This window comes from Streptomyces sp. NPDC048523, from assembly GCF_043199815.1.
Taxonomy (GTDB): domain Bacteria; phylum Actinomycetota; class Actinomycetes; order Streptomycetales; family Streptomycetaceae; genus Streptomyces.
On sequence record NZ_JBICWQ010000009.1, the window covers coordinates 1 to 24,469 of the forward strand.

Consider the following 24,469-nt stretch of genomic DNA (forward strand, 5'->3'; position numbering starts at 1 on the left):
ATCGTCCGACATGACAGGCGAGAACCAGGGCATTTCCATTGCCATGGGACCCCCGGGCTTCCGCAACCCTCGGGCCTATCCTCGGTCGCTCTTAGGCGCGGCCTTGCTCGTCGCGTTCACCGGCACCACCGCCCAGGCCCAGGCCCAGGCCCAGGACCAGGACCAGGACCAGGATCACGACCAGGCTCAGGCCCAGTCCCGTCCCGACGACTCCCCAACCCGGCGTGTGAGCACGGCAGCCGACGGCAGTCAGGCCGACGGGGCGTCGGAGGACGCCGCGGTCAGCGCCGACGGCCGCCACGTCGCGTTCGTGTCCGCCGCACCGAGCTTCGGCTGCGCGGACTTCACCCCGTGCCTGCTGGTGAAGCACACGACGGACGGCGGGGTCACGAAGATCGACCTCGGCAGCGGCAACACCTACGACTCACCGATACCGAGCGCCGACGGAAGCCGTATCGCCTTCTCCGCCGGTACCCGCTTCCAGGCTCCTTACCTGTACGACAGCGCCACCGGCCGTTCGGAGCGGCTGTGGCCCCAAGACCCGCCCGGCCTGGCCGAGGTGGGCGGCGCCCAGTCGATCAGCCCCGACGGCACGCACGTCGCGTACACCGTCGGAGGCCGCAACGGAGGCCAGACCGCGCGGCTGCTGTACGCCCGTGACACGGAGACCGGCACCGAGGAGCTGATCTCGCCCGCCGAGGAGGGCAACAAGACCAAGGCCTCGGTGAGCGGTGACGGCAATCGGGTCGCCTACTCGCTCCAGGGGGGCGCCGAGGGCAACGACCCGAACGAAGTCTTCGTCAAGGACCGGGCGACGGGCGAGCGCATCCGCGTCGGCGCGGACCTCGGTGTCGCCCATCTGATCCGGATCACGGCGGACGGCCGCCGGGTCCTCCTCAACGCCAACACCGGGGTGTACGTCCACGACCTGAGCACGGGCACCTCGCGACGGGTGGCCGACGGAACCGCCTCCTCGGCCACGGCGGACGGCCGGTACGCCGTCGTCACGGGCGCGGACGGCGTGCGGGTGCGTGACTTGCGGACCGGGCTGCGAGGAGCCGAACTCCCGTTGACCGCCACGGTGATGGGCGACTCGCTGGCCGCCAAGGGGCGTGTGGTGGCGTTCAGTTCGACGGCGTCCCATCTGGTGCCGGGTGACACCAACCGGAAGTCGGACGTGTTCGCCTTCTCGGGCGGACTGAGGAAGAACCCGGCCCCGATGCCGTCCGTCACCGAACGGATCGGCGGGCCGGCCGGGGCGTCCCACGACCCGGCGATGGGGGAGAACAAGCTCGTCACCTTCACCTCGGAGGGAGACGTCTCCATCAACGCGCCCCTCCGCGTCGTCCCGGTCAACTCCGATACGGAGAAGCCGTCGTCGCAGAGCACCCCCTGCTACAGCGGACGCATGGTGGGCTATGTGGTCCCGTCCGCCGCCGACGGCGCCCCGGAGATCCACATCCGCAACCCCTCGGTCGGCAAGGTCACCACCCTGGACTCCTACCAGGGCGTCCGTTTCACCTGGATGGGGCAGCCCCAGGTCAGCGGTACCTGCCAGTGGATCACCTACACGGCGACCCTGCCCGCCACCGACGCCGACCCGGACCCGCAACCCCGCGTCTACCGCTTCCAGTTCAACGGCGGTGCCACGGACGTGGTCAGCGCGCCCTCGGGCGGTGCGGCGGGCAACCCGTCCATGGACTACGACGGCCGGTACATCGCCTTCGAGCAGGGCGGCGACGTCTACGTCCGTGACCTGGACACCGGCGACCTGACGAAGGTCGCGGACGGCGCCTCGGCCCCCTCCCTCAGCGCGGTCGGCCGCACGGTCGCCTTCCAGCAGGGCCGGTACGTCTCCGTGCGGGACCTCGACACCGGCACCACCATGGCCCGGGTCAGGGGCGCCCAGCCCTCGATCTCAGGGAACGGCACAGAGTTCGCGTACACCTCGGGCCGTTCCGTGTATCTGCTCGAAATCGCCACGGGGAAGAGGCAGTTGGTCAGCGTGGACCGCTGGGGCGGCCGCAACGACCTTCCGGCGGAGCATCCCTCCGTCAACGCCGACGGCACGGTCGTCGCGTTCGAGTCGGCGTCACCCGATCTGGTGGAGGGCGACACCAACGGGTTGTCGGACGTGTTCCTGCGGACAGTGCAATGACCGACTGCGCATGACGAACCACGCATGAGCGACTGCGCAACCACGACGAACGATCACGGGGGATCAACCATGCACAGCAACAAGCGCCTGGCAGCCGCGCTCCTCGCGGCCCTCGCCACCACGGCACTCACCGGGCCCGCGGCGAGCGCCGCGCCCAGGGCCCCGTACACCGAGCCGGTCAGCGTCACCCCGGAGGGGAAGGCGGGCAACGGCGTCACACGCACCGCGGTCATCAGCCGCGACGGCCGCCACATCGCCCTGACGTCGGATGCCGAGGACCTGGACCCGAACGTGCCGCACAGCGGCATGTACCTGCGCGACCCGCACACCGGCAAGCTCCGCTTCGCGGGCTTCGGAGCTCTGGTGGCGGTCCTGAACGACGGCCGGTATGTCTACGCCGAGTACCAAGCGGAGTCCTCGGAGGTGTGGATCCACGACATCGACACGGGCAAGCGGGTCGGGTTCGGCATCGAGATCCCCGAGGGCTTCAGCGGGCGGCCCGCCGAGATCTCCGTCAGCCCCAACGGCCGCTACGCCGTCTACACCCTCCAGGAGACCGCCGGGAACACCGACGTGGTCTTCCTGCGCGACCGCATCAAGGGCACCACCGAGCGCATCAGCCACCCCCGGCCCACCTGGGAGCCGCGCAACGCCTCCCGGCCGACGGTCAGCGACGACGGGCGCCGGATCGTCTACCAGTACAACTACGCCAACGGCCCGCGCGGCGACGACTGGGGCGACGTCTGGATGTACGACCGCGGCACGGGCGAGCACACCCAGATCGACCGCTCCTACGACGGCTCGCAGACCGAGAAGGAGTCGCTGAACCCGTCCATCAGCGGTGACGGCCGTACGGTCGTCTTCGAGTCCCGGGACACCCACCTCGTTCCCGACGACACCGACGTGAGCTGGAACGTGTTCGTGCACACCCTTGGCACCGGCACCAACCAGCGCATCCACGGCACCCAGGGCGGTCGCGGCGAGGTCTACACCCGGAACGCGGCGATCAGCGCCGACGGCCGCTATCTCACGTTCATGTCGAAGGTGGTCGAGCCCGGCAGCCAGTACGGCGAGGAGTACCCCGTCTATCTGCGGGACCTGAAGAAGGGCACCACCGTCCTCGTCACCCCGGACACCACCGGCGGCACCGCGACGGCCGACGTCCTGCCCGGCCGGATCGCCGACGGCGCCCGCCGGATCCTCTTCCAGTCCTCCGACCCGACGCTGATCCCGGCAGGCGACACCAACGACGGCACCGACGCGTTCGTACGCCACCTGCGATGACCAGCACAGTGTTCGCATCCTGAGACGGACGGTGAGCGCGGGGGCGGTCTGTGCCAGACTGCCTCCGTGCTCTCGTTCGCCACGATTATTGGCAGCAGGCGCGCCGGTCCGCAGTGACCGCCACGTACGACCAGGTACGGGCGGACACCGTCGTCCTCGACCCGCGCGCAGACCTCTCGCACCCGCGAGGGGTTTTTCGCATTTCTGGCCCACCCGCAGCCGGAGGCGAGAGCGCGAGGGAGTATGTGGGGGCGGTGGAGCCGGTCATTCCGGTACGACCGAGACCAAGATCCTCAGGAGCCTTGAGACCATGACCGCAACCAGCGAGCTCGACGATCAGTTCCACGTCTTCGACACCACCCTGCGCGACGGCGCCCAGCGGGAGGGCATCAACCTCACCGTCGCGGACAAGCTGGCCATCGCACGGCACCTGGACGACTTCGGCGTGGGCTTCATCGAGGGCGGCTGGCCCGGCGCCAACCCACGGGACACCGAGTTCTTCGCCCGCGCCCGGCAGGAGATCGACTTCAAGCACGCCCAGCTCGTCGCCTTCGGTGCGACCCGCCGGGCGGGCGCCAAGGCGTCCGAGGACCCGCAGGTCAAGGCCCTCCTGGACTCCGGCGCGGCCGTGATCACCCTGGTCGCCAAGTCGCACGACCGCCATGTCGAGCTCGCGCTGCGGACCACGCTCGACGAGAACCTGGAGATGGTCCGCGACACGGTCTCGTACCTGGTGTCGCAGGACCGCCGGGTCTTCGTCGACTGCGAGCACTTCTTCGACGGCTACCGCGCCAACCCGGAGTACGCGAAGGCCGTCGTACGGGCGGCCTCGGAGGCCGGCGCCTCCGTCGTCATCCTCTGCGACACCAACGGCGGCATGCTCCCGGCGCAGGTCCAGGCGGTCGTCGCGACCGTCCTCGCGGACACCGGCGCCCGCCTCGGCATCCACGCCCAGGACGACACCGGCTGCGCGGTCGCCAACACCCTCGCCGCCGTGGACGCGGGCGCGACCCACGTCCAGTGCACGGCGAACGGCTACGGCGAGCGCGTCGGCAACGCGAACCTCTTCCCGGTCGTCGCGGCCCTGGAGCTCAAGTACGGCAAGAAGGTCCTCCCCGACGGCAAGCTCCGCGAGATGACGCGGATCTCCCACGCCATCGCCGAGGTCGTCAACCTCATCCCCTCCACCCACCAGCCCTACGTCGGCGTCTCCGCCTTCGCCCACAAGGCCGGCCTGCACGCCTCCGCGATCAAGGTCGACCCGGACCTCTACCAGCACATCGACCCCGAGCAGGTCGGCAACACCATGCGCATGCTGGTCTCCGACATGGCGGGCCGCGCCTCGATCGAGCTCAAGGGCAAGGAACTCGGCATCGACCTCGGCGGCGACCGCGAGCTGGTCGGCCGGGTCGTCGAGCGCGTCAAGGAACGCGAGCTCAGGGGCTACACGTACGAGGCCGCCGACGCCTCCTTCGAACTCCTGCTCCGTGCCGAGGTGCAGGGCAAGCCCCTCAAGTACTTCGGCGTCGAGTCCTGGCGCGCGATCGTGGAGGACCGCCCCGACGGCACCCACGCCAACGAGGCCACGGTCAAGCTCTTCGCCAAGGGCGAGCGCATCGTCGCCACGGCGGAGGGCAACGGCCCGGTCAACGCCCTCGACCGCACCCTGCGCGTGGCCCTGGAGAAGATCTACCCCCAGCTCGCCAAGCTCGACCTCGTCGACTACAAGGTCCGCATCCTGGAGGGCGTCCACGGCACCTCCTCCACGACCCGCGTCCTGATCTCCACGTCCGACGGCACGGGCGAGTGGTCGACGGTGGGCGTCGCGGAGAACGTGATCGCGGCGTCCTGGCAGGCGCTGGAGGACGCGTATACGTACGGCCTCCTCCGCGCGGGCGTGGAGCCGGCCGAGTAACCCTCAGATGTGCTCGTCCCGCCGAGCGAGCCCGAGGAACGCGGCCCAAGTGCCGGGCGCCACCGTGAGGTTGGCCGCCTTGCTCGCCGACGGAGTCCTCCGCGTGGAGGTCCACGACAGCGGCCCGGGCGAGATCCGCGTCCCTGATCCGGTGCCCGAGTCGGAACGCGGCCGTGGGCTGCTGCTCGTGGCCGCGCTGGCCGACGACTGGGGTGTGCGGGAACGGGACCCCGGCAAGATCGTGTGGTGCGACTTCGCGGTCAGGGCGTCACTGGACCGACGTCAGCACGAGTCCTCGGCGAGCTTCTCGAACTCGCCGAGGCTCATCGCCCGGTCGTCGGCCCAGACCTGGCCGGGCTCGAGCGCGGCCAGGTCCGCGGCGGTGAAGGTGACGATGCCGTTGTAGGAGTCGCCGGTCACGTAGTGGCCGAAGCGCAGGGTGTAGTCGTCCTTCGGCAGCAGTCGCTGTGCGCCCCGGTGCCGGGCACCCCAGGCGGGCGGAGGTGAGAACAGCGGGAAGTCGGCGTCTCCGCTCAGCTTCGTGCTCTTCACGGACCACCCGGTACTGACGGGTCCGTCTCCGGCCGACCCGTCGAGCCCGGGCGTGCGGTAACTGTCGTCCCCGCACGGCCTGAACAGCCCGTAGGGGGCCCCGTCCGCTCCGGCCCGGACCCCGGCCAGCGGCAGATCGACGGCCGTGCACCCGCTCAACAGCCCCACACCGACGACGACACCGGCCACCGCGAAGAATCCCCGTCTCATCACCCCAGCACATCAGCCAAAGCCGCGCCGTACGACCACAGTTGCGCACCGATCGCATTGCGGTCGTAGCACCCGCGAGGGACGCGATGGCCGACGCGGTGTCTTGACGGATGTGCGTGCTCTCAGTTCACTCACGCCGTGAGGTAAGTCCTGTGTGACCCCTGAGAGCCGAGGGAAGGTCCATGCGTAGAACCGCCCTGCTCGTCTCCGCCGCCCTGCTCACCTCCTTGCTGCCCCTGGCCGTCGCCCGGGCGGCCGACGACCCGCCCCCGGTACCCGTCGACCGCTTCGAGGGCGAAGTCCCCTTCGCCAACCCCCCTGCGGGCGGCCTCTTCACCTGGGGCAGCGACACCGACGACCAGCCGACTCTCCAGCTCAGCAGCCGAGTTGACGCGCCGGAAGGAGACCAGGTCCTCTCCGGCACCTACGACATCAGCGGCTACGGCGGCTTCACGCACGACTTCGCCTTCGCCGAACCCGCCCACGACTGGTCCGCCCACAAGGGCATCCGCTTCTGGTGGGAAGGACAGGACAACGGCAAGAAGGTCGCCTTCGAGCTCAAGGACGGCGGCGCCAACGGCGAGGCGTCCGAGCTGTGGACGACGTCCTTCACCGACGACTTCACCGGCTGGAAGCAGATCGAGATCCCCTTCTCCGACTTCGCCTACCGGACCGACTACCAGCCCGTCGGCGGCATCGACCACGTCCTGGGGCTGACGGAGATGTGGGGGTACGGCGTCACGCTCCCCGTCGGCACACCGGGCCGATTCGCCCTGGACGGCGTCGAGTTGTACGGCAGGGCCGACCAGTCGCTGCGCGCCTCGGTGCTCACCGACTCCGCGGTGTACCCCGTGCGGGAGGGCGGCACCGCCCAGGTGAAGGTCACCGTCGCCACCACCGGCTCCGCCCCGATCGACGAGCCGGTCACGGTGGCCTACGAGACGGCGGGCGGCACGGCCTCGGCCGCCGACTACACCCCGGTCAAGGGCGAGTTCACCTTCCCCGCGGGCACCGCGTCCGGGACCACCCGCACCCTCCAGGTCGCCACCCTCAAGGACAAGACCGCCTCCGAGACCGCCGAGACCATCCCCCTCAAGCTCACCGTCACCGGCGCCAAGGCCCCCGCCGAGACCCCGCAGGTCGTCATCGACGCGCACGGGCTGCCGTATCTGAACAGCAAGCTCCCTGTGCACAAGCGCGTCGCCGACCTGCTCTCCCGCATGTCCCTGGAGGAGAAGGCCGGCCAGATGACCCAGGCCGAACGGGGCGCCGTCGGGGCCGGGGCCGACATCACCGCCGAGGACCTCGGCTCGCTGCTCTCCGGCGGCGGCTCGACGCCCACGCCCAACACCCCCGAGGCCTGGGCCAAGATGATCGACTCCTTCCAACTCCGGTCACAGGCAACCAGGTTGCAGATCCCGCTCATCTACGGCGTCGACGCCGTCCACGGCCACAACAACCTGGTCGGCGCCACGGTCATGCCGCACAACATCGGCATCGGGGCGAGCCGCGACCCCGCACTCGCCCAGCGGACCGGTGCCGTGACCGCAGCCGAGGTCCGTGCCACCGGCATCCCCTGGGACTTCGCGCCCTGCCTCTGCGTCACCCGTGACGAACGCTGGGGCCGCTCCTACGAGTCCTTCGGTGAGGACCCGGCCCTCGTCGAGTCCATGGAGACCGTCATTCAGGGTCTCCAAGGGGCCAGGAACGGCACGGACCTCGACAGGAACGACAAGGTCCTCGCCACCGCCAAGCACTTCGTCGGCGACGGCGGCACCGCGTACGGCTCCTCCACCACCGGCACCTACACCATCGACCAGGGTGTCACCACGGTCACCCGGAAGCAGCTGGAGGCGATTCACCTCGCGCCGTACAAGAGCGCGGTGGACCGTGGCGTCGGCACGGTCATGCCGTCGTACTCCTCGCTCGACGTCGTCGGGGACGGCCTCGGCCCGGTCAAGATGCACGCCCGCGCCGACATGATCAACGGGGTCCTGAAGAAAAAGCTCGGCTTCGACGGCTTCGTCATCAGCGACTGGAACGGCATCGACCAGATCCCCGGGGACTACGCGAGCGACGTCCGCACCTCCGTCAACGCCGGCGTCGACATGGTCATGGCCCCCTACGCCTACAAGGACTTCCGTACCGCGCTCGTCCAGGAGGTGCGGGCCGGTCGCGTCAGCGAGAAGCGGATCGACGACGCCGTATCCCGCATCCTCACCCAGAAGTTCAAGCTCGGGCTCTTCGAGAAGCCGTACGCCGACACGAGCGGCGTTTCGAAGATCGGTTCCGCCGGGCACCGGGCCGTGGCCCGCGCGGCGGCCGCCGAGTCGCAGGTGCTGCTGAAGAACAGCGGCGGGCTCCTGCCGCTGAGGAAGTCGCAGAAGGTGTACGTCGCCGGGTCCAACGCCGACGACATCGGCAACCAGAGCGGCGGCTGGACCGTCACCTGGCAGGGCTCCTCCGGCGACATCACCCCCGGCACGACGATCCTGGAGGCCATGCGCGAGAACTCCGCGGCCCTGACGTACTCCAAGGACGCCTCCGCCCCGACCGGCGGTTACGACGTCGGTGTGGTCGTCGTCGGCGAGACCCCGTACGCGGAGGGGGTCGGGGACGTCGGCAACGGCCACGACCTGGAGCTGTCCGCCGCCGACCGGGCCGCCGTGGACAAGGTGTGCGCGGCCATGAAGTGCGCGGTGCTGATCGTCTCCGGGCGGCCGCAGCTCATCGGCGACCGGCTCGGTGACATCGACGCCCTGGTCGCCTCCTGGCTGCCGGGCACCGAGGGCGACGGCGTCGCCGACGTCCTCTACGGCAAGCGCCCCTTCACCGGCCGGCTCCCCGTCACCTGGCCCAGGTCGCAGACCCAGCTGCCGATCAACGTCGGCGCCCCGACGTACGACCCGCAGTTCCCTTACGGCTGGGGCCTGACCACACTCACCAAGGTCCCGGAGGGCGGGGCGGCCACACTCGAGGCGCTCGGGACCGCGGCCCGGGCGGCCGAGCGGGCCGGTGCCGACGACCGGGGCCGCGCGCTCGTCGAGAAGGCCCGGCTGATCGTCCAGCGGAAGGCGGCCCTGCGCATGACGGCCGCCGTCGCGGCACCCTTCGCCGACGCCGATCACCTCCTTCTGACCGGCCGCTACGGAGAGGCGGTGCGGAAGCTGACGCAGGCGTACCGGACGGCCTGAGGGGCGGCCGGAGAGGCCTCTTTCGGGGGGCTTCGGGTAGCGTCGAAGTATGAAGGCCATCGCGCAGGCCGTAGTACGGACCCGAAGCCTTCCGGGGCTGCTGTTCGCCCTGGTGCTCGCGGCCCTGGCCGTCCTGGCGGCGGGCGCCCCGCCCGTCTCGGCCACGACGACTGCGGAGGCCGCGACGAGCGTCTCGACGATCGGGCAGGCCCTGCGCAAGAGTCCGGTCTACGTCGATCCGGCCGCCGCGGCCCAGCTGTCCGCCGCGGACGCCGACGCCCTGGCGGACCGGATCACCAAGGCGGACAAGCCGCTGTTCGTCGCGGTGCTGCCGGCGGACTACCCGAAGCAGGACCTGTTCACCAAGCTGCGCACGGCGACCGGGATCACCGGCGTCTACGCGGTCCGCCTCGGCGACGCCTTCGACGCCCGCGCGGACTCCTCGGTCCTGCCGAAGGCGGCCGTACGGAACCTCGTGACGACCGTCGAGGGCGAGGACACCCGCGCCCAGCTCACCGACTTCACCGCCGCCGCGGTCACCAACATGGGCGGTTCGGCCCCGTCGACCTGGCGGTCCGGGGACGACGGCGGCGGGGTGTCGAGCACGGCACTGATCACGGTCGGCGCGGTGCTCGTGGCCGGCGGCGCGGGCGCCTACACGCTGGTGCGCCGCAACCGGCGCCGCCACGCGGAGGAGCAGCGGGCCGCGCTGGAGAAGCTGCGGGTGGTGGTGGACGAGGACATCACGGCGTTCGGCGAGGAACTGGACCGGCTGGACTTCCACCCCGCCGAGGCGGGCGCCGACGACGCGATGCGCGCGGACTACGAGCGGGCCCTGGACGCGTACGAGCAGGCGAAGTCGCTCATGGGGGCGGCCACCAGGCCCGAGGACGTGCGGGCGGTCACCCAGGCCCTGGAGGACGGCCGCTTCTCGCTGGCCCAGCTCGCCGCGCGCCGCGAGGGCCGGCCGCTTCCCGAACGCCGGGTTCCCTGCTTCTTCGACCCCCGCCACGGCCCCTCCGTCACCGACGCCACCTGGACGCCGCCGGGCGGTGCTCAGCGCGAGGTCCCGGTCTGCGCCGCGGACGCCACCCGCCTGGCCGACGGCCGCGACCCGGTGATGCGCGAGGTCGACACCGACCAGGGCCGCCGCCCGTACTGGGACGCGGGCCCGGCCTACGGCCCCTGGGCCGGCGGCTACTTCGGCGGCGGCCTCCTGCCCGGGCTGCTGGTCGGCACGCTCCTCGGCAGCATGATGGCCACGCCCGCCTACGCGGCCGACTACGGCTCCGGTTACGGCGACTTCGGCGGCGGCTACGAGGGCGGCGACCTGTCCGGCTCGGACTTCAGCTCCGGGGACTTCGGCGACTTCGGGGGCGGCGGGGACTTCGGCGGCGGTGGCGATTTCGGCGGCGGGGGAGGGGACTTCGGGGGCGGGGGGTTCTGAGCGGCGGGGTCGACGCCGGAGGGGCTGCATGGCAAGCGCCGGTCCCGGTGATCCCGGCCCGTCCGGCGTCGGGAGGAGCGGGGGCCCGGGGGAACCGCGGGCCCGGCACCTGACGCCGCACCGGACCCGCAGCACACCGCACCCGCGTCGCCTCACCTCACAGCGACGCGGCCGCCGAGGCGATGGCCGAGGCGAACGTGGACACCTCGGTGTAGACCCCGGGCGCGTTCGCCCGGGCGCACCCTATGCCCCAGCTCACGATGCCCACCTGCACCCACGCGTTCGCCGAGTCCCGCCGGAACATCGGCCCGCCGGAGTCCCCCTGGCAGGTGTCGACCCCGCCCGCGGCGTAGCCCGCGCAGATCTCCTCGTTGGCGATGAGCCCGCTGTACCCGCTGTATCCCCGGCAGGTCGCGTCGCTCACGAACGGCACGGTGGCCTTCAGCAGATACCGCTGCTGAGCCCCGCCCTCGGTGGCCGCACCCCACCCCGCGACCGTGAAGGTCCCGGTGTTGTACTGCGTGGTCGTCGCGATCTTCAGCGTAGGAAGGTTGATCGGGGCGGCGAGCTTGATGAGCGCCCAGTCCTTGCCGTCACCGTTGTACCCGGGAGCCCGGTACACGTACGTCGACTTGACCTGCACCCGCCCGCTGCTGGACTGGAGGTCCGCGACACCCGCGGTGGCGGTGATGCCGGTGTTCGCGCCGGTCCCGTTCACACAGTGCGCGGCGGTGAGCACGATCTGCTGGGTGTACAGCGCCCCGCCGCACCCCATGGACAGCCGCACCATGAACGGGAACTCGCCCTGCGCGGCACGGCTGCCGCCGACGACGGGCGAGGGCGCGGCCTGCGCGGCCGACACGGGCTGGAGACTGGCGATCGCGAGCGCGGCGGCTCCGACCGCCAGACATCTCTTGACGACCGTGAGGAGTTTCTTCAAGGTGATGCCTCTTCCGGGTGGGGAGTGGCTTTGACGAGAACATGCCAAGTCTGGGCATCAAAGAAACGCCCAAGTTCTGACATGGGCTGGTCAAATCTGTTGCTGGATTATGGGAATCCTGTGAACCCACGCACAAGGGGTGCGATTCAGCCAAGCATCAGTCGCGTTTGACCGACCACGGAGGGTGCCTGGCCCGGGCGCAACCCGAGTCCCGGGCAGCGGGTTGCCGGATCGGACAGCGGCGAGCCCCAGGCCGAGCCGGTCCTTCGCCGCACGGACGGTACGGGGCGGTCGTCGTATCAGCAGCGAGACCGTCGCCCCAGCGCGGCGCCCACGAGCGCCGCCGGCCGATGGCCCGGCAGGGGACCGGCCGCCAATGTACGGACGCCGCCCTCACCGAGCGGGAACAGCGCCACGTGCTCGAGGAACGCGCCCGGTCGGCCCGGGCGGACGGCATGACGGCCGAGGCTGCCACGCACAGCGCGGTGAGCCGCTCTCGGCGCCGGGCGGCGCCCCGTCGTGACCGCGAGCAGGACCAGCGCCACCGGCAGCAGTGGCCGTGCCGTCCACTTCAGCGCGGCGCCGCGACCATGGCCACGCGCCGCTCCACGCCTCCGGCACCCACGTCCCCGTACAGCGCGCGCCGGCCCGGGTCCGTCCGAGGCCGTCCGTAAGACGCAGACGTACCTCCCGGATCTCCCGGACCGGCGCACCCGCTGATCCCCGGCGACAGGGTCACGCGTTCTTGATCGCGGAGATGTCGAAGGTCAGCTTGATCTTGTCGGAGATCAGGACGCCGCCGGTCTCCAGGGCCGCGTTCCAGGTCAGGCCCCACTCGGAGCGCTTGATCTCGGCCTTGCCCTCGAAGCCCACGCGCTCGTTGCCGAAGGGGTCCTTCGCGGCGCCGTTGAACTCGAGGTCGATGGTGAGCGGCTTGGTGGTGCCGAGGACCGTCAGGTCGCCGGTGATGCGGTAGTCCTCGTCGCCGAGCGCCTCCGCCTTGGTGGAGCGGAAGGTCATCGTCGGGAACTCGTCGATCTTGAAGAAGTCCGCGCTCTTGAGGTGCCCGTCGCGGTCCTCGGACCCGGTGTCGATGCTGTCCATCTTGACGTCGATGGAGGCCGTCGACGCGGACGGGTCGCTGCCGTCCAGGTGCAGCGAGCCGCTGAAGTCGTTGAACTTGCCCTTGACGTTGGTGACCATCGCGTGCCGGACGGTGAAGCCGATCGTGGAGTGCGCGGCGTCGATCGTGTAGTCGCCGGTCAGTGCGGTCAGGTCGGTGTTCGCCATGACAGAGCTCCTTGAAGTGAGGATGTTGAACGTTGAACCACTCAACGCGAACGACCGTAGACCTATTCCGTACAGGTTTCAACATCATCCGAGGAGTGTTGGCCTGATCGCCCCGCGGTGGTAGATGCCCCGGTATGAACCCGCAGCGCAGAGCCTCCGTACCCGCACGCCCCACCCGCAGAGCCGTCTTACTCACGGCGGCACTCCTGGCCACCGCCACCGCCACCGCCACAGCCGCCCCACCGGCCCGTGCCCGCTCCCTCTCGGCCGACCCCTACGACACCCTCCGCCGGCGCTGGCTCGACATCGCCCTCGGTACCGGTTACGACCCGGCACAGGAGCCCTACGCCTCCCGCCTCACCGAGACCGGCGAACTCGCCCGCGGCTTCCAGGCCACCATGGCCCCGGCGCCCACCTCCCTGTGGCCGGGCTCTCCCTACGACCCGCCGGCCGGAATCACCCGCAGCTACAGCCGCCTGTGGACCATGACCCAGGCCTACGACCAGCGGGGCACCGGCTCGACCGGCGACGAGAGCCTCCTCGCGGACGTCCTGCGCGGCCTCGACCACCTCTGCGCCACCGTCTACAACCCCTCCACCACCCGTTACGGCAACTGGTGGGAATGGCAGATCGGCAGCCCCCGCCTCCTCATGGACATCACGGCCGCCCTGTACGACCACCTCACGGACGCCCAGAAGGCCGCGGCCTGCGCCGCCGTCGACCACTTCCTCCCCGACACGATGCTCACCGACTACTCCGGCACCTCCACCGGCGCCAACCGCGTGGACCTGTGCCGCTCCGTCGCCCTGCGCGGCATCCTCGGCAGGGCCCCGGACCGGATCGCCCTCGCCCGCGACGCCCTCTCGCCGGTCTTCCCGTACGTCACGAAGGGAGACGGCCTCTACGCCGACGGCTCCTTCGTCCAGCACACCTGGGTCGCCTACTCCGGCACCTACGGCCAGGTCATGCTCGACGGTCTCGGCCGCCTCTTCGCCCTGCTCGCCGGCTCCCCGTGGGAGGTGACCGACCCGCGCCGGCAGACCGTCCTCGACAGCGTCGAGCGCGCCTACGCCCCGCTCATCCACGACGGGCTGGTGATGGACAGCGTCAACGGCCGCGCCATCAGCCGCGGTCACCTCAAGGGCGACGACCGCCACGTCCTGCGCGGCGACCACTTCCACGGCCAGGGGATCATCGCCGCCGTCGCGCTGCTCGCGGACGCGGCGAGCGAGGAGGAGCGCGGACGCTGGCACGGCCTGCTGAAGGGCTGGATCGAACGGGACACCGTCAGTCCCGTCCTGACAGCGCCCCAGTTCGGTGTCGCCGACCTCGCCCGGCTGCACGCGGTGGCCGCCTCACCGGTCCCGGCCGCCCCCGAACCCGTCGGGCACACCCTCTTCGCCGCCATGGACCGGGCCGTCCACCGACGCCCCGGATTCGTCGCGAACATCGCCATGGCCAGCGACCGGATCGCCGCCTACGAGTGCGGCAACGGCGAGAACCCGCGCGGCTGGCACACCGGCGCCGGAATGCTCTCCTGGTGGGCCGCCGACTCGGGCCAGTACACCGACTGGTACTGGCCCACCGTCGACTGGTACCGCCTCCCGGGCACGACCGTCTCCACGAAACGCCTCCCCGACCGGGCCGGCGGCGAGTGGGGCGAGCCCAAGCCGGACGTCCGCTGGGTCGGCGGCACGACCGACGGCGAGTACGCGGCGATCGGCCAGCACCTGAAGGGGCTGGGGTCCACGCTCCAGGCCCGCAAGTCGTGGTTCTGCGCCGCGGACGCGGTGATCTGCCTGGGCGCGGGCATCACCTGCACCGACGGCGTCCCGGTCGAGACGGTCGTCGACAACCGCAACCTGGGCGAGGACGGCACGCAGTCCTTCGTCCGGGGGCGGGGCTGGGCCCATCTGGAGGGGCACGGAGGCTGGCTCGTCCCCGACGGCCTGCGTGCCCTGCGCGAGGACCGCACCGGCGCCTGGTCCGACATCAACACCTCCAGTACGACCGAACGGCGCACCCGGCGCTGGCAGACCCTCTGGCTCGACCACGGCACCGACCCGGTGGACGCCTCCTACGCCTACGTCCTGATGCCCGGGGCCTCCCGCCGTGCCGTCGCCGCCCGCGCCGCCGACCGGCACTGGCTGTCCGTCCTCGCCAACGACAGCGCGTGCCAGGCGGTCCGCGTCCCCCGCCTGGGCCTGACCGCCGCGAACTTCTGGCGGGCCGGCACGGCGGGTCCGCTCACCTCGTCGGCCGGGGCGAGCGTGCTGGTCCGCCACAAGGGCCGTACCGCTACTCTCTCCGTGGCCGAACCACCCCGTTCGGGCGAACCGCTGGAGATCGTCTGGAACCGGCCCGTGCGCTCGGTCCTGCGGGCCGACGACACGGTCGAGGTGCTTGCCACCGGCCGTCTGCTGCACCTGCGTGTCACTCCGGGGATGGCATGCGCCCCACAGGAATGTGAGGTGGCTCTCACGCTCTGACTTTGTACGACCCCTACAAGCGGCGAGCCCTCTGAGCAGTCAGAACGCCTGCATGCTTCCAGGGTTCTGTTCGGTCGCACCAGGAAAACGGTCCGGAGACTGTGAGGAGTCAACGGCTCGCATTCCTCGCCGGTCTTCGTAAGGTCACTACATGACCGTTTTGGATGAGGCGCCGGGTGAGACGACGGGTGAGCCGACGGGCGAGCCGACGGACGCGCGTGGGCGGGTGGCCGAGCTGCACGAGATCCGTGCGGCGGCCCTGGCCGGCCCCAGCGAGAAGGCGACCGAGGCGCAGCACGCCAAGGGCAAGCTGACCGCACGCGAGCGCATCGAGCTGCTCCTCGACGCGGGTTCCTTCCAGGAGGTCGAGCAGCTGCGCCGGCACCGGGCGACCGGGTTCGGCCTGGAGGCCAAGAAGCCGTACACCGACGGTGTCATCACCGGCTGGGGCACGGTGGAGGGCCGTACGGTCTTCGTCTACGCCCACGACTTCCGCATCTTCGGCGGCGCGCTGGGCGAGGCCCACGCCACGAAGATCCACAAGATCATGGACATGGCCATCGCGGCCGGGGCGCCCCTGGTGTCGCTGAACGACGGCGCGGGCGCCCGTATCCAGGAGGGTGTGAGCGCCCTCGCGGGCTACGGCGGCATCTTCCAGCGCAACACCAAGGCCTCGGGCGTCATCCCGCAGATCTCGGTGATGCTCGGCCCGTGCGCGGGCGGCGCGGCCTACAGCCCCGCCCTCACCGACTTCGTCTTCATGGTCCGCGAGACCTCCCAGATGTTCATCACCGGGCCGGACGTCGTGAAGGCCGTGACGGGCGAGGAGATCACCCAGAACGGCCTCGGCGGCGCGGACGTGCACGCCGAGACGTCCGGCGTCTGCCACTTCGCCTACGACGACGAGGAGACGTGCCTCGCCGAGGTGCGCTACCTGCTGTCGATGCTCCCGCAGAACAACCGGGAGAACCCGCCGCGGGTGGAGTCCACCGACGCGGCCGATCGGCGCGGCGACGTGCTGCTCGACCTGGTCCCGGCGGACGGCAACCGGCCGTACGACATGACCAAGGTCATCGAGGAGATCGTCGACGACGGCGACTACCTGGAGGTCCACGAGCGCTGGGCCCGCAACATCATCTGCGCGCTGGCCCGCCTCGACGGCCAGGTCGTCGGCATCGTGGCCAACCAGCCCTCGACCCTCGCCGGCGTCCTGGACATCGAGGCATCGGAAAAAGCTGCGCGCTTTGTTCAGATGTGTGACGCTTTTAACATCCCGATCGTCACCTTCCTGGACGTCCCCGGGTTCCTTCCGGGCGTCGACCAGGAGCACGGCGGAATCATCCGCCACGGCGCCAAGCTGCTGTACGCGTACTGCAACGCCACCGTGCCGAGGATCTCCCTGATCCTGCGCAAGGCGTACGGAGGCGCCTACATCGTCATGGACAGCCAGTCCATCGGCGCCGACCTCACCTACGCCTGGCCGACGAACGAGATCGCGGTGATGGGCGCCGAAGGTGCCGCCAACGTCATCTTCCGGCGTCAGATCGCCGAGGCCGAGGACCCCGAGGCCATGCGGGCCCGCATGGTCAAGGAGTACAAGTCCGAGCTGATGCACCCGTACTACGCGGCGGAGCGCGGCCTGGTGGACGACGTGATCGACCCGACGGAAACCCGCGAGGTCCTGATCCGGTCCCTGGCGATGCTCCAGTCGAAGCACGCCGACCTGCCCTCCCGCAAGCACGGCAACCCTCCGCAGTAACCCCGCGGACCCTCCGCGACACCCTCGCGGAAACCTCTCTCACGGAGACTGTGACCTATGAGCACCCCTGACATCCGCGTCGAGAAGGGCCACGCCGAGCCCGAGGAAGTCGCCGCCATCACGGCGATCCTCCTGGCCCGCGCGGCGGCCGCCCCGTCGTCCACCCCGGCCCACCGAGGCCGCCCCAAGGCCGGCTGGCGCCGCCTGGAGCGCGAGGGCGGCTTCCGAGCCCCGCACAGCTGGCACTGAGCGCGTACAAAGCCTGAGGGCCCCCTCTCGAAAGAGAGGGGGCCCTCAGGCTTTGTAGGGGCGCGGGGAACTGCGCGAGCAACCAAAGGGCTGCCGCAGACGGCGTACAACCGTCCGAGGCAGCCCAGTAGCCGCACAGCAATTACCGCAAGCGAGCCATCAGCGCGTGCTCCACGAGCGTGATGAGAGCTGACTTCGCGTCCGCCCGGTGCCGCGCGTCCGTCGTGATGATCGGCGTGTCCGGCCCGATCTGCAGAGCCTCCCGGACCTCGTCCGGGTTGTACGGCTGGTTCCCGTCGAACCCGTTCAGGGCGATCACAAAAGGAAGCCCCGAGTTCTCGAAGTAGTCGACCGCCGGGAAACAGTCGGCGAGGCGCCTCGTGTCCACGAGGACGATCGCGCCGATGGCGCCGCGGACCAGGTCGTCCCACATGAACCAGAAGCGGTCCTGTCCGGGGGTACCGAAGAGGTACAGGATCAGGTCCTGGTCGAGGGTGATGCGGCCGAAGTCCATGGCGACCGTGGTGGTCGTCTTGTCCCCGGTGTGGGTGAGGTCGTCGATGCCGGCCGACGCGGACGTCATGACGGCCTCGGTGCGCAGCGGGTTGATCTCCGAGACGGCGCCGACGAACGTGGTCTTGCCCACGCCGAAGCCGCCAGCCACCACGATCTTCGCGGACGTGGTGGAGCGGGAAGGCCCTCCGCTAGAGCTTGCGAAGTCCACTGAGCACCCTTTCGAGCAGTGTCACGTCTGGCTGGCCGCCGGCGCTCTCGTCGCCGCCGGGCTGATGGATGGCGACCAGGCCCGCCTCCGCCAAGTCGGCGACGAGGATCCTGGCCACGCCGAGAGGGATCGTGAGGAGGGCCGAGATCTCGGCCACCGACTTGATCTCACGGCAGAGGTTGCAGATCCGCTGATGCTCGGGCAACTGGCCCTGCATCTGGTGCGGCTGCGCGGTGGTGTGCACCAGCGCCTCGATGGCGAGCTGGTAGCGCGGCCTGGTGCGGCCGCCTGTCATGGCGTACGGGCGCACCAGGGGGTTGCTGGCGCCTCCCGCGGGGGAAGGCTCGGGGGAGCGCCGATGCGGCTGCACGGGCTGGATGCGCGGCGCCGCCGGCTGGTCGTACGGCGACGGGCCGGGGCCCTGCGGCGCGTACGGCTGCTGGCGCCGCTGGCTCGGTGCGGAGGGGAAGTTGTAGCGGTTCGGGTTCTGGGAACCGTCGTTCTGACCCTGGCCAGGGCCGTACGACCAATTGCCAGATGAACCACCTGGGGGTGTTGCCACTTTTTCTCCTCCTCCGACTGTGCCGGGCACCCATCACGCTGTGTGGAGCCGCGTCCCGAAACCTTACGGCCCCGGGACGCCAAAACGCACCGTCTGTCTGTCAGTTGAGCAGGCTGCCCTGGAGCTCTGCACGCAGATCGGGCGTCAGGACCGAACCGGCACGGTCCACCAGAAGGGCCATCTCGTACCCGATGAGGCCGATGTCCGCCTCGGGGTGCGCGAGGACCGCGAGCGAGGAACCGTCCGACACGGACATGATGAACAGGAATCCCCGCTCCATCTCCACAACCGTCTGGTTCACCGCGCCGCCCTCGAAGATGCGCGAGGCACCCGCGGTCAGCGAGGTCAGACCGGAGGCGACGGCCGCAAGCTGGTCGGCACGGTCGCGGGGAAAGCCTTCGGACATCGCCAGAAGGAGTCCGTCGGCGGAGACCACCACCGTGTGGGACACACCCGGGGTGTTGTCCACGAAGTTGGTGATCAACCAGTTCAGGTTCTGCGCCGCCTGGCTCATCGGGCTCACACTAACGCTCCTGGTTGTAGGTGCTGTCAGAACCGAAGCCCTGACCGTTCGTTTCACTGCCTGCGCTGCGGCCCCGCTGCACGCCGCGACGCAAATTGCTCAGCCTGCCCCGGACGTCCTCGGGAGCGCGGGAGACCGACGGGCCTCCCTGGGGGCTGGATTCGGCCGCTCCCTCGACCAGGTTGGCCTTGGGCACCCGCCGCGGCAGACCGGAGGAGGTGACCCCGCCCGCCTTGGGCTTCCGGAGCTGGGAGGCCTGCTGCCACCGCTCGTCGTTGGACGACCGCCAGAGGTCGCCGCCGCCGTTGCTCTCCGGCGCGGAGGCCGGCTGCTCCTGGGTCGCTTGCCGCGTGCCGTTCGAGCCGTTCGCGGCGCTCCCGGGGGAGCCACGGCGGGGGAGCCCTGCGTCGGTCAGTTCATGACCCACGGCGGCTGGGGCCGGCCCCGGACGATCGAAGCCTACGCGGTCACGCTCACTCACGTCAGCGGCCTGCGCAGATTCCGCTTCCGGAGCGTACTGGTCCGGGTAGCCGCCCCGGTAACCCTCCGACTGCGGCCAGTCATCCTGGTAGCGCCGCTCCTCGAAGCCCGAGAAGGTCTCCGGGGCAGCCGCGTGCACCGCCGCGGGCTCCTCCTGGACCGGCTCCGCATAGGAGGGCTCCGGGTAGCCGCCGCCCGGGGAGAACGTGTCGTTCTGCGGCAGGCCGCCGTTCTGCGCGTAGTACGGCTCGTCGTACGCCGGGCGCTTCGGCTCCTCGTACGACGTCTGCCGCTGCTCCTCGTACGGCGCCTGCTGAGCCTCCTCGTACGACGTCTGCTGTTCGTACGAGGCGGGCTGCTGCTCGGGGTAGCCGTTGCGGCTGTTGTCGTAACCGTTCTGCCGGCCGCTGCCGGTGGCGTCGTACGCGTCGGTGTACGACGACTCCGGGCCCTGCAGGGCGGGCGGGCCGTCCTGGCTCTGGGCCTCCAGGGCCGCGCGGCGCTCCTCACGCATCAGGGAGCGGCCGACCGGGTCCAGCTCGCGTATGTCGTCCGGGACCTCGGAGTAGCGGCTGTCGTCGAAGCCGAGCTCCGCGGCCGTACGCATCGGCAGACCGGTGTTGAAGTCCTCACCCTGGTAGTGCTGCTCCGGCATGATCTGCGAGACGGTGAACTCGTCCGCGGCCGGCTGCTGCTCGCCGCCACCGCCGTGGGTGATCGCGTCGGGCAGCATGACCAGCGAGGTGGTACCGGCCTGCTCGCCCGAGGGGCGCAGCTGGACGCGGATGCCGTGCCGGTCGGACAGCCGGCCGACCACGAACAGGCCCATGCGCTGGGAGATCGCGGCGTCCACGGTCGGCGGGTTGGCCAGCTTGTGGTTGATGTCCGCGAAGTCCTCGGCGGTCAGACCGATGCCCTTGTCGTGGATCTCGATCATGATGCGGCCGTCGGGCAGCCGGGTCGCGGTGACGCGGACCTTGGTCTGCGGGGAGGAGAACGTCGTCGCGTTCTCCAGCAGCTCGGCGAGCAGGTGCACGAGGTCGGTGACCGCGCGGCCGTGGATCTCGGCCTCCGGGACGCCGGACAGCTCGACGCGCTCGTACTGCTCCACCTCGGAGGAGGCGGCACGCAGCACGTCGACCAGCGGGACCGGCTGATCCCAGCGGCGGCCCGGCTCCTCGCCCGCGAGGACCAGGAGGTTCTCGCCGTTGCGGCGCATACGGGTCGCGAGGTGGTCCAGACGGAAGAGGTTCTCCAGCTGGTCCGGGTCGGCCTCGTTGTTCTCCAGGTCGGTGATCAGGGTCAGCTGGCCCTCGATCAGCGACTGGTTGCGCCGGGACAGGTTGGTGAAGATCGCGTTGATGTTGCCCCGCAGCAGGGCCTGCTCGGAGGCGAGTCGTACGGCCTCGCGGTGGACCTGGTCGAAGGCGCGGGCGACCTCGCCGATCTCGTCCTTGGTGTTGATGGGGATCGGCTGGACCCGGGTGTCCACCCGGCCGGGGTCGGTGCGCGAGAGCTGGTCGACGAGCATCGGCAGGCGCTGCTCGGCTATGCCGAAGGCGGCGTTGCGCAGCTGGCGCATCGAACGGGACATCTGCCGGGCGACGGCACCGGCCAGGATGAACGCGAGGAGCAGGGCGACCACGACGGCGGCACCCACGATGAACGCGTCCCGCTTGGCCTCGTCGGCGATGCTCGCGGCCTCGTTCACCGCGGTGTCGGCCAGGTCGGTCTCGATCTGGCGGTAGGCGTTGTACTTGAGGGTGTTGACCGCCCACCAGTTCTCGGCGGTGATGCCGTCCTTGGCGATCCCCGCACGGGCGCTGTCGTCCATCGACGGCAGCTGGGCGATGGCGGAGACCATGTCCACCGGGTTGGACGGCGGCGGGACGTAGTCGGGGTTCTTGGCGGCGGCCTCCTTGGCCAGCGCCGCGCCCTCCGCCTGGATCTGCTTCTTCGCGGTGTCGAGCTTCGCCGCGTCGGCCGCGGTGCCACCGCCGACGTACTCCTCGACGGCGATGCCCTCCAGGTACGCGTACGAGGAGAGGGCGACCTTCTGACTGGCGAAGCTGCTCAGTCCCGGGCCGGGCTTGATCAGCAGGTGCATGCCGATGGAGCGCTGCAGCGACAGGGCCGCCTTGGTCAGCTCGATGGCGTAGACCGTACGGCCGTAGCTGGTGATGTTGCCGGTGCCGAGGCCGAGCTCGTTGGCGAACTCCGTCAGCGGGTGCGCGACCTGGGTGTAGCCCTCTTCGGTCTTCACACCGGTGAGCTTGGAGGAGGTGTAGGCGCCCGCGCGCAGCGTCTGGAGGCCTCCCTCGCCGTCCCTGAACAGCTGCAGGCGGCGCTTGAGGCCCGCCTTGTCCGGCATGTCCTGCGCGGCCTCGTTGAAGGCGTCCGCGGCCTCGTCGGTCTTCTTGCGGGCGGCGACGACCGTGGCGTTGTCCTGGCCCTCCCCGCTCAGCAGCGGGGCGGCGGAGCTGTCGCGCTCCTGGTACAGGGCGTCGGCGTAGCTGAGGGAGGCGCGCACCAGACGGGCGGTGTTCTCCGCGTCCTCGGCCTCACGCCAGGTGTCGATCGAGCTCTTGACCTGGAAGCCGCCCATCACGAGGCCGACGATCACGGGTATGAGCAGGATCGCGTTCAGCCGGGTGGGCACCCGCCAGTTGCGCGGGGAGAACCGGCCACCGCTGGACGGCGGCGCGGCCGTCGGCTCCGGACCGGACACAGGGGCGGACGCCGCTCCGCGCGGCGGCGGGGTGAAGTTGCCCCGGGCCGACGGCTCGGGACCGTTCTTGCTTCGCCTCACTCGACCAACAACCTCTCGGAGGGGTCGGCACCTACGTTGTGCCGCAGTCTCTCAGAGCCCAGTACGCCATCGACTAGTGAGTACGTCTTTGACTATTGGGCAGTTCAGGCATTCCAGCACGACGGCCTGCGCACCACCAAACATTGGTACGCGGGGATTCCGCGTGATGTAAGCCCTAGATAAAACGGTCATAAAGAGCGAGCCCCGTCAAATGACGGGGCTGTTGTGAGCGCAGCGAGACCGGTTGGCAACCACGCGTGGCCGTACCATCCGATTCCTCTGCCGAAACGTTATGAACACCGGGGCCGACCGTGTCCAAGGCCACAGCCGGCTCCGGGACATCTACGACAACTGCCGTATGACGCTTTTGATTTGGCAGCCGCTCGACATGTCCTTGGGGCGTTACCGCAGACGTGCCATGAGGGCGTGCTCCACCAGTGTGATCAGGGCACTCTTGGCATCCGACCGGTGCCGGGCGTCCGTCGTGATGATCGGGGCGTCCGGCCCGATCTGCAGAGCCTCGCGGACCTCCTCGGGGGCGTACGGCTGGTGCCCGTCGAAGCCGTTGAGGGCCACGACGAAGGGCAGGCCGCTGTTCTCGAAGTAGTCCACCGCCGGGAAACAGTCGGCGAGACGCCGGGTGTCCACCAGCACCACCGCCCCGATGGCGCCGCGGACGAGGTCGTCCCACATGAACCAGAAGCGGTCCTGTCCGGGGGTACCGAAGAGGTACAGGATCAGGTCCTGGTCGAGGGTGATGCGGCCGAAGTCCATGGCGACCGTGGTGGTCGTCTTGTCCCCGGTGTGGGTGAGGTCGTCGATGCCGGCCGACGCGGACGTCATGACGGCCTCGGTGCGCAGCGGGTTGATCTCGGAGACGGCGCCGACGAACGTGGTCTTGCCCACGCCGAAGCCACCCGCCACCACGATCTTCGCGGAGGTGGTGGTCCGCCCCGCGTCAGAGCTTGCGAAGTCCACTGAGCACCCTTTCGAGCAGCGTCACGTCAGGAGCGCCACCGTTGTTCTCGTCGCCGCCCGGCTGGTGGATGGCCACCAGGCCGGCCTCGGCGAGGTCCGCGACGAGGATCCTGGCCACCCCGAGCGGCATGGCGAGCAGCGCCGAGACCTCGGCGACCGACTTCACCTCTCGGCACAGATGGCAGATGCGCTGATGCTCGGGGAGGAGCCCCATCAGCGCCGCCGGATCGGCCGTGGTGCTGATCAGAGCCTCGATGGCGAGCTGGTAGCGCGGCCGGGTCCGGCCACCGGTCATCGCGTACGGACGTACCAGCGGCTGGTCGCCCTCATCCTCGTACGGCTCCGCGTACGGATCATGAGAGGCGGTGGGCGGGGTCATGAATCCTCCGGGCGGGACAGCAAGTCGATCTGGCTAGCCGTCTGGTGAGGCCGGTGGGGGGATTGTGGCGGCCGGACGGTGATGTGGTGAGACAGGTGGATCCGGTCCAGTCAGTGGAGCAGACTGCCTTGAAGCTCGGCTCGCAGATCGGGCGTGAGCACGGCGCCCGCGCGGTCGACGAGCAGTGCCATCTCGTAGCCGACGAGGCCGATGTCGCATTCCGGGTGCGCGAGCACCGCGAGCGACGAACCGTCCGAGACGGACATGAGGAAGAGGAATCCCCGCTCCATCTCCACGACGGTCTGGGCCACGCTGCCGCCCTCGAAGATCCGCGAGGCACCCGCCGTGAGCGAGGTCAGCCCGGAGGCGACGGCCGCCAGCTGGTCGGCACGGTCGCGCGGGAAGCCCTCGGACATCGCCAGAAGGAGGCCGTCGGCGGACACGACGACGGTGTGGGACACCCCTGGGGTGTTGTCCACGAAGTTGGTGATCAACCAGTTGAGGTTCTGTGCCGCCTGGCTCATCGG

The 24,469-nt window shown here is 70.3% G+C and carries 18 protein-coding genes and 1 pseudogene; 9 read left to right on the forward strand and 10 right to left on the reverse strand.

The genetic code is table 11. The annotated features are described in order from the left end of the window. Positions 1-103 precede the first annotated feature (103 nt). The 4 genes and pseudogenes from ACGFWE_RS35525 to ACGFWE_RS35540 all read left to right on the forward strand — a co-directional run. The gene (locus tag ACGFWE_RS35525) at positions 104-2,158 is read left to right on the forward strand and encodes a hypothetical protein (protein ID WP_393604223.1); all 2,055 of its coding nucleotides are present in this window, start codon (positions 104-106) and stop codon (positions 2,156-2,158) included. Between the two features lie 69 nt (positions 2,159-2,227). Further along, complete coding sequence (locus ACGFWE_RS35530) at positions 2,228-3,442, forward strand: TolB family protein (RefSeq protein ID WP_393604225.1); 1,215 nt, start codon at positions 2,228-2,230, stop codon at positions 3,440-3,442. Between the two features lie 310 nt (positions 3,443-3,752). Next, on the forward strand, positions 3,753-5,357 hold the full coding sequence (gene cimA, locus ACGFWE_RS35535; RefSeq protein ID WP_393604227.1) for a citramalate synthase: 1,605 nt from the start codon (positions 3,753-3,755) through the stop codon (positions 5,355-5,357). Continuing rightward, positions 5,314-5,613, forward strand: a pseudogene (locus tag ACGFWE_RS35540) (ATP-binding protein); the annotation flags it as partial. The gene cimA and the pseudogene ACGFWE_RS35540, both read left to right, overlap by 44 nt. A 26-nt stretch (positions 5,614-5,639) precedes the next feature. Here the strand turns inward: ACGFWE_RS35540 and ACGFWE_RS35545 are convergent. Then, positions 5,640-6,119: a hypothetical protein gene (locus tag ACGFWE_RS35545; protein ID WP_352389374.1), complete on the reverse strand. Its 480-nt coding sequence runs from the start codon at positions 6,117-6,119 to the stop codon at positions 5,640-5,642. 182 nt (positions 6,120-6,301) lie between these two features. Between ACGFWE_RS35545 and ACGFWE_RS35550 the strand changes: the two genes are divergently transcribed. After that, positions 6,302-9,313, forward strand: a complete 3,012-nt coding sequence (locus tag ACGFWE_RS35550) for a glycoside hydrolase family 3 N-terminal domain-containing protein (protein WP_393604229.1) — start codon at positions 6,302-6,304, stop codon at positions 9,311-9,313. Positions 9,314-9,362: 49 nt separating this feature from the next. Then, positions 9,363-10,760 carry a hypothetical protein gene (locus ACGFWE_RS35555; protein WP_393604231.1) on the forward strand — a complete coding sequence of 466 codons (1,398 nt, stop codon included), beginning with the start codon at positions 9,363-9,365 and terminating at the stop codon, positions 10,758-10,760. A gap of 157 nt (positions 10,761-10,917) precedes the next feature. Here ACGFWE_RS35555 and ACGFWE_RS35560 read toward each other — a convergent pair whose 3' ends face one another. After that, the gene (locus ACGFWE_RS35560; RefSeq protein WP_393604233.1) at positions 10,918-11,700 is read right to left on the reverse strand and encodes a serine protease; all 783 of its coding nucleotides are present in this window, start codon (positions 11,698-11,700) and stop codon (positions 10,918-10,920) included. A gap of 735 nt (positions 11,701-12,435) precedes the next feature. Continuing rightward, the gene (locus tag ACGFWE_RS35565) at positions 12,436-12,990 is read right to left on the reverse strand and encodes a YceI family protein (RefSeq protein WP_352389378.1); all 555 of its coding nucleotides are present in this window, start codon (positions 12,988-12,990) and stop codon (positions 12,436-12,438) included. A gap of 134 nt (positions 12,991-13,124) precedes the next feature. Between ACGFWE_RS35565 and ACGFWE_RS35570 the strand changes: the two genes are divergently transcribed. The 3 genes from ACGFWE_RS35570 (at position 13,125) to ACGFWE_RS35580 (ending at position 17,487) form a co-directional block, all read left to right on the forward strand. Continuing rightward, complete coding sequence (locus ACGFWE_RS35570) at positions 13,125-15,479, forward strand: polysaccharide lyase 8 family protein (protein WP_393604235.1); 2,355 nt, start codon at positions 13,125-13,127, stop codon at positions 15,477-15,479. Positions 15,480-15,630: 151 nt separating this feature from the next. After that, positions 15,631-17,238, forward strand: coding sequence for an acyl-CoA carboxylase subunit beta (locus tag ACGFWE_RS35575; protein WP_352389380.1), 1,608 nt, complete (start codon positions 15,631-15,633; stop codon positions 17,236-17,238). A 57-nt stretch (positions 17,239-17,295) separates the two neighbouring features. Beyond that, positions 17,296-17,487 carry an acyl-CoA carboxylase subunit epsilon gene (locus tag ACGFWE_RS35580; RefSeq protein ID WP_352389381.1) on the forward strand — a complete coding sequence of 64 codons (192 nt, stop codon included), beginning with the start codon at positions 17,296-17,298 and terminating at the stop codon, positions 17,485-17,487. A gap of 142 nt (positions 17,488-17,629) precedes the next feature. Here the strand turns inward: ACGFWE_RS35580 and ACGFWE_RS35585 are convergent, their stop codons facing one another. From ACGFWE_RS35585 to ACGFWE_RS35615, 7 genes are all read right to left on the reverse strand, one after another. Further along, positions 17,630-18,211, reverse strand: coding sequence for an ATP/GTP-binding protein (locus ACGFWE_RS35585; protein ID WP_026248371.1), 582 nt, complete (start codon positions 18,209-18,211; stop codon positions 17,630-17,632). Further along, positions 18,192-18,773 carry a DUF742 domain-containing protein gene (locus ACGFWE_RS35590; protein ID WP_352389382.1) on the reverse strand — a complete coding sequence of 194 codons (582 nt, stop codon included), beginning with the start codon at positions 18,771-18,773 and terminating at the stop codon, positions 18,192-18,194. Before ACGFWE_RS35590 ends, ACGFWE_RS35585 begins: the two co-directional genes overlap by 20 nt. 100 nt (positions 18,774-18,873) lie before the next feature. Continuing rightward, the gene (locus tag ACGFWE_RS35595) at positions 18,874-19,287 is read right to left on the reverse strand and encodes a roadblock/LC7 domain-containing protein (protein WP_007384910.1); all 414 of its coding nucleotides are present in this window, start codon (positions 19,285-19,287) and stop codon (positions 18,874-18,876) included. 10 nt (positions 19,288-19,297) lie between these two features. Further along, positions 19,298-22,585: a nitrate- and nitrite sensing domain-containing protein gene (locus ACGFWE_RS35600; RefSeq protein WP_352389383.1), complete on the reverse strand. Its 3,288-nt coding sequence runs from the start codon at positions 22,583-22,585 to the stop codon at positions 19,298-19,300. A 402-nt stretch (positions 22,586-22,987) separates the two neighbouring features. Next, positions 22,988-23,563: an ATP/GTP-binding protein gene (locus ACGFWE_RS35605; protein ID WP_123991819.1), complete on the reverse strand. Its 576-nt coding sequence runs from the start codon at positions 23,561-23,563 to the stop codon at positions 22,988-22,990. Continuing rightward, the gene (locus tag ACGFWE_RS35610) at positions 23,544-23,942 is read right to left on the reverse strand and encodes a DUF742 domain-containing protein (RefSeq protein WP_003973454.1); all 399 of its coding nucleotides are present in this window, start codon (positions 23,940-23,942) and stop codon (positions 23,544-23,546) included. The genes ACGFWE_RS35605 and ACGFWE_RS35610 overlap by 20 nt, the downstream gene beginning before the upstream one ends. 110 nt (positions 23,943-24,052) lie before the next feature. Further along, positions 24,053-24,466, reverse strand: coding sequence for a roadblock/LC7 domain-containing protein (locus ACGFWE_RS35615; protein WP_003993189.1), 414 nt, complete (start codon positions 24,464-24,466; stop codon positions 24,053-24,055). Positions 24,467-24,469 lie beyond the last annotated feature (3 nt).